This window comes from Nostoc sp. 'Peltigera membranacea cyanobiont' 232, from assembly GCF_002245985.1.
GTDB lineage: Bacteria > Cyanobacteriota > Cyanobacteriia > Cyanobacteriales > Nostocaceae > Nostoc.
The window spans coordinates 1-7,763 of sequence record NZ_NOLK01000239.1; the positions used below are offsets into that span (position 1 = coordinate 1).

Consider the following 7,763-nt stretch of genomic DNA (forward strand, 5'->3'; position numbering starts at 1 on the left):
CATTTACCGCCTCGATTTGACAGCACCTACAAAAATAGCGATCGCAGCGAAGCGTCCACTGCTCTTAAGGTATTAATACCTGTAATGCTTATGGAATATAGCTTATAGCTTTTCTTAGTGCCATTCGGTTCCCAGCCTGTAGGCTGGGAACCAGTCAGGGTAAGGGCTGTATGTTAACTTAGTGCCATTCGATCAAGGGTTTAAGACCCCCATTTTCTAGGCTTTTCGTAGGGTAAAGCTCTTTACGTGGTTCTAAATCATCCGGGGTCGAATTTATTTGGAGTTTGCTCCGACTGAGCCGTAAACTCTCAAGACGCAAGCGCAAATCTCCAATTGCTTGTTCAATTTCCACAAATTTCCAGCGCGAAGCCCAAGTTTGTTCTTCATGCTGGCGTTCTTCGACTTGTTCAAACAACTGACCAAAGGTATAGGGTTGGCTCAATTTTTCTAGAAGCCATTGGGCTGAAACTCCCAGCATCTCTGCCAAGGGTACGACGCTCTTATGATCTGGCTGATAGCCATCAAGAACGCACCACCACATCACTCGTAATTGGCGGCGGGCAACAAAACGAGTTTCGATAGCCCCTGCTGATTCGACTACAAATGGTTGCTGTTGCCGTCCCATTTCTATCCACTCATTCAGCTGATTTGCTAAACCAACATTGGTACGTCCAAATTGTCTGGCCGAAGTTACTACTCGCACTAGAGAACTGTGGCGAAAACGGGCATTTACCCGTACCAAAGCACGGTAAAAAGCTACATCTTCAGGAGTCCGCACTGGTGGTAAGCCTCCCGCCAGTGCATACATTTCTGCTGTTACTGCCAAACTTGCTCCATAGTGTTGATAATGTCCAGGAAATCTGTCATAGGGGTCGGGATCAAGATAAGTTTCTAACTCGGTAATTAAATAGCGGTAGCCGACTTCACGCAGATAGCAAGCTCTGGCGTAAGGGTGTAGATCCGCACGACCAGCGCGTTCAACAAGAATTCGCCCACCTACAGCATCAGCACCACAGTTAATTTCATACAGATTGGCAGCAATCCAAGTTGGGCTTACCTGCGAGTCTCCATCAGTTGAAGCAATTACCCCCCTTGTGCGTCCTAAGCTACACAAACGGCGGTATGCTTCATCCATTAAAATCTGACGCACTCGACCAATATAGGCAAGTGCCGGAGGCAGAGTTTTTTCCACTACATGCAGTGCTATATCTGGATGTTCTTGGGCGAAACTCCGGGCTATAGCTGCTGAATTATCGCTACAATTATTTGCCAACAAAATTATTTCGTAGCGTCTGGGATCTAAAAGCTGTCCTTCTAAATCAACTTGATGTATCAGAGCAGTAAGGGTTGCTGCCAACGTCTGAGCTTCATTGCGAACTGGAACAATTACACAAACTTCACAATGCGGTGACGGTGGTATTTGGACTAAAGTTTGAGAAAAGTCTTTCTCGATCTGTACAGATGGAAAGTCAGCAACGCAGAGCAAGCCTTTACTTTCCATAGAAACCATTTTTCCATCTCCAGGAGCAGCTACACAGTATTTCATTACCGAGCAAAATTATTAATATTTGTAACTCTATTTTTGATATTTTCTCATTTATTTTGGATCTACCTACAGTATGATTAGTGCTGATTAAAAATTCCGGGACACAATCTGTCAAAGACTAAAGTCTGTCTGCTCTTATTAAAAGCTTTATTAATCAATGCATAGCCTTAATATATATTTTCATAACGTCAAATTTAAAATATGGAATCATACTTAAATAATGTATTTCATTTAGTTTTTTCTTACTGTTAATCATTCTGAAGAAAGATACGAATATGATTACATATTATTAAAATTTATATCTTAATAGTAACAAAATCAGACCAAAGCAGATTTATGCAAAAACTTAAACGTAATGTTAATAACCTGCTTTTTGGTCGTTATAAACATTCCTTGGGTAATTCTAAAAGTACATCTGTTCGTAGTTTGGATCGACTCAACCTTTCTTTGGGCGATGTGCGAGATGTTTTTGAACCTTACTTGGCAATTTTCTTAGCAGCAGATCGTCATTGGAATCCAGCCCAAGTAGGTATTGCTCTATCGACCACTAGCATTGCTGGAATTCTGGCACAAACACCAACGGGGGCGCTAGTTGATGCCTCTCGTCATAAACGATTAATGATTGCAATAGCTACTCTAGCTGTTGCAATTAGCTATATGGTGATTGTCAACTTTTCGGCTTTGCCTGCTGTGGTGGCAGCTCAGGCTGTGATCGGGATATCAGCAGTAATCGTTGGCCCAACAGTTGCAGCTATTTCGCTGGGAGTGGTAGGAAAAAACCGTTTAAACAAGCGGGTAGGGCGCAACGAAGTATTTAACCATACAGGCAACGTGTGTGCAGCAATTGTTGCTGGTTTGTTAGGACAATTTGCTGGACGAATTTGGATTTTTTACTTTTTAGTAGTTTTGTGTGTTGCCACCATTTTTTCAGTCTTTCAGATTCGCAATCAAGATATTGACAATACAAAGGCTCGCGGTGATGAGCAAGAAAATGATACTGGAGAACGTGCTACGGTTAAGGATTTGTTGGGTAATCGCACGCTGATCATCTTTGCTTTGTCTGTAGTTCTGTTCTATCTGGCAAATGGGGCGCTATTACCTTTAGTTAGTCAAGAGTTAACCGCAGGACAGCAAAACACTCCCTCACTCTACATTTCTGCTGCCATTGTGGTGACACAGTTAACGATGATTCCCGTAGCTGGTTGGACAGGAACAACCGCCAACCGTTGGGGCAGAAAACCATTACTATTAATTGCTTTTGCTGCTGTTTTAGTTCGGACTGGGCTTTATACCATAAGCCACAACCCTTGGTTTTTAGTTTCAGTACAAGTTTTAGACGGCATTGCATCGGGTATTTTTACAGTACTAGTTGTAATTATTGTTGCAGATTTAACCCAAGGAACGGGGCGATTTAATCTGGCACAAGGAGCAATCAATACGATGATTGGCATTGGTGCTGCTATTAGCAACCTAGCAAGCGGTTTTTTGGTCAAAGCAGCAGGTTATAAAGTTGGTTTTATCACATTAGGTGTAATCGCTGCGATCGGACTTCTTTGGTTGTGGCTGAAAATGCCGGAAACGAAAGAATCCCAATCGCAAGATACAACCAATACAGAACACAACTAGACCTAATAAGCAATCAGCCCTTCCCCTAAAGCTTCAATTTTGGTTGCCACTATAGAGTTACCAATGAGTTTCATTGATGCGCTTTTGCCAGTATCACCCAGGTAATGGATCGTTTCGCTTACCGCTTTCATACAACGAGTTATTTATTGCACTGTTGCATTGTGGATTTGTTGGATTAACCTCTTGTTTACTAGCTGTATCGTCACTTTTGCTGTCTCCAAACAAGGTTGTACTCTCTCTCAACTGCTGGCAGCAGCTTTGCCTGCAAGGATGACAGATACGGTTTAGCAAAATCCTCAACCCCTGCAACTGCAAAATGCTTGAAACCCTTGATTTATCGTTACAATAGTATTAGTAGTTAATAACCCCCAGAGGGTTAGTCTGAGCGCTATTGAGCTTACTCGTCGTCAGAAGATTCCTTATCTTCTTTGTCATCCTTGTCAAAATTTGTATTGCTGAGGGGGACTTATGGGTGAATCGAAACGCCGAAAGGCAATATTAGGCAATCACTATGGTTTGCCTAATATTTTCAATGAAGTCCAATCAATGTGGACGCAGATTAATTTCTCAATCAAGCGAGTCAAAGATTCTGATAGTGCATGTTTACTTGTTCAGTGTTCTAACAACGACCGAGGATTCCATCAAGACACTATTGCCCAACTTCAAAAAGAAATAGAAGATTGGAAATGTGATTTGGATATTCCTATCTTGATCCAAGTTCTTCCGAGGGGAGTTAAAAATTCAGAAACTAAACTTTTTGATGGGTTCGTTACCCTTTGGTGCAATTGTCCAGAATTTGAATTGTGGCGAGAAATATTTGAAAGTGAACTCGTTAAGTAAACTTTGTTGCATTAAATTATTGTTTCCTAGCTGCATCATCATTTCTGTTGCCTCCACTCGATTTTGTACTCCCGTTCCACAGCCGCCAGTAATTTTGCCTGCAACGAAGATAAATAAGGTTTAGCTTGTTTCCCAAGCCCCTGCAACAGCCAATCTACAGAAGAGTCACGGCTGGCCAGTTGATGCAACTGCCGTAATCTCACACATAACTGCTGCATGAATTGGCAATCTTCATCAAGCAGTTCGAGTGATTTCAGGTGTTCGATTTTTACGGTGTAGTCGCCGTCCCATGTCTGGACTGTACAGCTATAGTCTCCAACATGAGTTACCACACCCCAATAACCCGCTTTACCTCTCAAGTCTGGGTTATCCTTTGGCAAGAGAACGCATATCTCCCCAACGTGGTAAGGATTGGGTACTTTCGTGCTTTCACGTATCTTATCCACAACATCTTTCACGATGCGACCAGAGGGAATCTTATTGCCAGCTTGCTGTACTGCCTGCTGCCAGACATCCGCTTGCACAGCCGGTTCCAACTCGGCTTTCGCCAAAAAGCGCAATTGTCGTTCGTTGGTCGGCATTGGAATTTGCCGACCAATGGTCGGCAAAAACTTTTGGAGATTCTCATAAACGACGGTAGCCGAAATCTTCAAGTAAGCCGCGTCACGACTATAATTGAAGCGATCTCGGCAGTATTCTTCAAAAGTCCGGTGCGTGGAACGGTACAATCTGCGATCCCGCAACTCCATCAACGCCTGACCTGCTGACAAAAATGCCCTTTCTACCTGACTCTCCAATTGGAAGCGTAAGCTTTGTTCTTCTTCGGTTAGCTCTCTTATTTCAACAGCAGTAACCGTAATCGTTGCTGAGGCTGGGTTATCTTGCTCAAAAGTATTTTCCTTTACAGAGTCGGCGGCTGGCTTTGCTTCACCAGATGCCCCAGGGATAACTTTCTTGTGTCTGGATGGTGGTTTGTTCATTATTCCACCTCCAGGCTGACAGCAGTCGAACAAATATTGAGTTGTGTCATCATGGAAATATAGACTTTTTATTTATGCCCCCATCCTTTAAACAGGTTGGGGTTTTTCATTGCTTTTTATATTTTGCACCGATGAAAGAATACTTTAACGAAAATCAGCCGAATACCACAGTTAACAAGAAAAACTTCAGTTGTCAAAAACCTGAATTCAATTCTGACAACTGAATTCAATTTCAGCTTATTCTAGAAATACCCTCTTTAACACACGAGTAAAACAAGGGCTAATGCTTGATTATTTGACAGAGGGTATTGCAAAATGTATGACTTTGTTTGGAGTACAAGAGTCGTTGTTAGAATTTCGCCTGGGTTATCTCGGTCGTTAATGGTTTCTTGCGATTAGTGCTAGCTTACTCCTGAGCTTTTTGCTCTCGGCTCTGGTTATTGTGCCACTAATCATTAAGTTGACAATAAATCCATTCACTTGGACTGGTAATGTGATTCTCTCAGGAATTGCTGCGGTAATCTTTGGTGTGATTCTTAGTCTGGCGCAGTGGCTGATACTCCGTCAATCCGAGATGACATCGAGAGTTTTTGCACTAATCAATACACGACCCCTTGCAGATATCTTGAAGCGATCGCCCATATTCAAGTTAGTAGTTATTGGTTGCTGCTTTGTTACATATTGGGACAGGTTGGCATATCATCTCCAACGAGTAGCCTTGCGAGACTGGGCAATGCCTCACCGTAAGTTGGGTGAATGTGAACCGATTGTTCAAGTATCTGCCACGTTGCTTTAGCTTCCATAAGTGACAAAAAGACATGCACCAGTTCAGCCGTTTCGTAACCAACCAGCGTTGCTCCTAAAATCAAATTCGTCTCGGTGTCGATGACCATGCGGTAGAAACCCACATCGTGCCCCCACTCAATGCTACGGGCAATGTGAGCCATTGGCAGGGTGACTTCGGTCGCAGTAATGCCCTGTTTGTGAGCCTGCTCTAACGTCATACCCACTCGACCTACTTGTGGCTCAGTGTAGACGGCATAGCCTAACACCCGATCATTGCGTGTCCGGTGTTCGCCACACAGAATAGCTTTCAAGCGACGATAGTCTTCCCAAGAAACATGGGTAAAAGCAGGCTGCTTGGCAACATCTCCAATCGCATAAATCCCAGCGCAAGTCGTTTGAAATTGATCGTCGATTTTAATAAAACCCTGTGCATCTAATTCAACACCTGTCACCGCAGAATTTAATGCCTGAGTATTCGGTTTGCGCCCAGTCGCAATCAGCAATGCTTCTCCATCTAGTACTTCACCATTGTTCAGCGTTAGGGTAAACACACCGTTAGTGTAAGCAACCTGCTGAACCGTCACATTGAAATGCAGTCCAATTCCGTCTTGCTCAAAAGCATCAGCAAGCACAGCACTGACATCGGATTCTTCTTGAGCCAGCAAGCGATCGCCCCGCACAATTAATTCGGTTTGGCTCCCTAAACGTGCCATTCCCTGCCCTAGCTCCAGGGCAATATAGCCACCGCCGACCACGAGCAACCGGGGCGGAATTTGCTGCAAATCAAAGAAATTTCGGTTGGTTAGATAAGGCGTTCCAGCTAAACCAGGAAAGTCAGGAAGAGTAGAGGATGTCCCTGTATTGATGACGATGAGCGGAGCCTGCACAGTCATCCCTCCTCCACTTACAATTCTCTCTCCGGTGAAAGCAGCTTCAGCGCAGACGACTCGAACCCCTGCACTGTCTAGTCGCCGTTTGACACCCTGGTTAAACTGGCTGCGAATACTACGCACACGCTCCATCACCGCAGAAAAATCGACCTCGACCTGCGCGTGTATGCCTAGCTTCGCCGCTTGTCGAGCGCGACCTGCGGCATGGGCAGAGGCTAGAAAGGCTTTAGAAGGTGTGCAACCATAGTTTATGCAACTGCCTCCCAATGCATCGCGCTCAAATAGAACGACGTTTCGACCTGATGATGCAAAGTCAGCTGCGAGTGGAACTCCGCCCTGACCACTTCCAATCACAATTACATCTGCTGTTTCCATTGTTACCTCTGTTGATAGTTGGTCATCATACTTTATCAAGTCCGACTTTTTATCTTTTTTTATAAATGCCCTGCACCTTAAGTTCAATACTATAATCCCGATCTTCACTGGAAAAAACTTTTCTCTCATGAGAGTTTATATGTAATTATTTATTCCCTCACTGTGAAATAGTCAAAACCCTTGATTTCTCGTTTTGGAGAAGGAATAGTATCAAATATTACTTTTGTCTAAGACAAAGAATCAATTTTCAGCTTGCTAAAAAATGAAAAGTACACCAGTAAAGCAAACAAAGCTCCGCAGCTTAGTATGAGGATCATTCTTTGTCTAGTGTTTTAACAACTACTTGAAACAACCACACGAAAAATAATTTTTTGATGCTGAATTCTGGCGACTAACGAGTGTATTGTATTTGGATAACTTCCCGATTGATGTTCCCAATTAATGACTGCTAACTTCCCTAGAAAAATTTTTGCTCTGGGACTATTTATATTGCTTAATAGTATGGTTTACAAACCATTAAAAGCACAGGTTCCAGCGCGTCCTCCTACAATCCCTCAAGTTATCCCTAGAGATATCCAACCACCTTCGATTGCCAGGGTTAGCGCATCTCAAACTCTATTGACAGTTGGATTCTAGCAGAGAGTTAAGTTTGAGAAAGCCGCCGTCAAAACGGAAAGCATATACTGATCATTCATAGCGGCTCGCCGAGACTTTTGGCGA

The 7,763-nt window shown here is 43.4% G+C and carries 5 protein-coding genes; 2 read left to right on the forward strand and 3 right to left on the reverse strand.

Annotated features, from left to right (window positions below; translation table 11 throughout):
• Positions 1 to 178: 178 nt before the first annotated feature.
• Positions 179 to 1,510, reverse strand: a complete 1,332-nt coding sequence (locus tag CDG79_RS37490; protein WP_223278580.1) for a glycosyltransferase family A protein — start codon at positions 1,508 to 1,510, stop codon at positions 179 to 181.
• Positions 1,511 to 1,882: 372 nt separating this feature from the next.
• Between CDG79_RS37490 and CDG79_RS37495 the strand changes: the two genes are divergently transcribed.
• Both CDG79_RS37495 and CDG79_RS37500 read left to right on the forward strand, forming a co-directional pair.
• A complete protein-coding gene (locus CDG79_RS37495; protein WP_094346611.1) occupies positions 1,883 to 3,172 on the forward strand; it encodes an MFS transporter in 1,290 nt (429 codons plus the stop codon).
• 468 nt (positions 3,173 to 3,640) lie between these two features.
• Positions 3,641 to 4,012: a hypothetical protein gene (locus CDG79_RS37500; RefSeq protein WP_094346612.1), complete on the forward strand. Its 372-nt coding sequence runs from the start codon at positions 3,641 to 3,643 to the stop codon at positions 4,010 to 4,012.
• A 38-nt stretch (positions 4,013 to 4,050) separates the two neighbouring features.
• Here CDG79_RS37500 and CDG79_RS37505 read toward each other — a convergent pair whose 3' ends face one another.
• Both CDG79_RS37505 and CDG79_RS37510 read right to left on the reverse strand, forming a co-directional pair.
• Positions 4,051 to 4,992 (reverse strand): hypothetical protein, encoded by a 942-nt coding sequence (locus CDG79_RS37505; RefSeq protein WP_094346613.1) that lies wholly within the window; start codon positions 4,990 to 4,992, stop codon positions 4,051 to 4,053.
• Between the two features lie 674 nt (positions 4,993 to 5,666).
• The gene (locus CDG79_RS37510; RefSeq protein WP_094346614.1) at positions 5,667 to 7,043 is read right to left on the reverse strand and encodes a dihydrolipoyl dehydrogenase family protein; all 1,377 of its coding nucleotides are present in this window, start codon (positions 7,041 to 7,043) and stop codon (positions 5,667 to 5,669) included.
• Positions 7,044 to 7,763 lie beyond the last annotated feature (720 nt).

Bases quoted from the DNA above. Each gene is read 5' to 3' on its own strand.
- CDG79_RS37490 (WP_223278580.1), bottom strand. From the start codon at position 1,510: ATGGTTTCTATGGAAAGTAAAGGCTTGCTCTGCGTTGCTGACTTTCCA.
- CDG79_RS37495 (WP_094346611.1), top strand. From the start codon at position 1,883: ATGCAAAAACTTAAACGTAATGTTAATAACCTGCTTTTTGGTCGTTAT.
- CDG79_RS37500 (WP_094346612.1), top strand. From the start codon at position 3,641: ATGGGTGAATCGAAACGCCGAAAGGCAATATTAGGCAATCACTATGGT.
- CDG79_RS37505 (WP_094346613.1), bottom strand. From the start codon at position 4,992: ATGAACAAACCACCATCCAGACACAAGAAAGTTATCCCTGGGGCATCT.
- CDG79_RS37510 (WP_094346614.1), bottom strand. From the start codon at position 7,043: ATGGAAACAGCAGATGTAATTGTGATTGGAAGTGGTCAGGGCGGAGTT.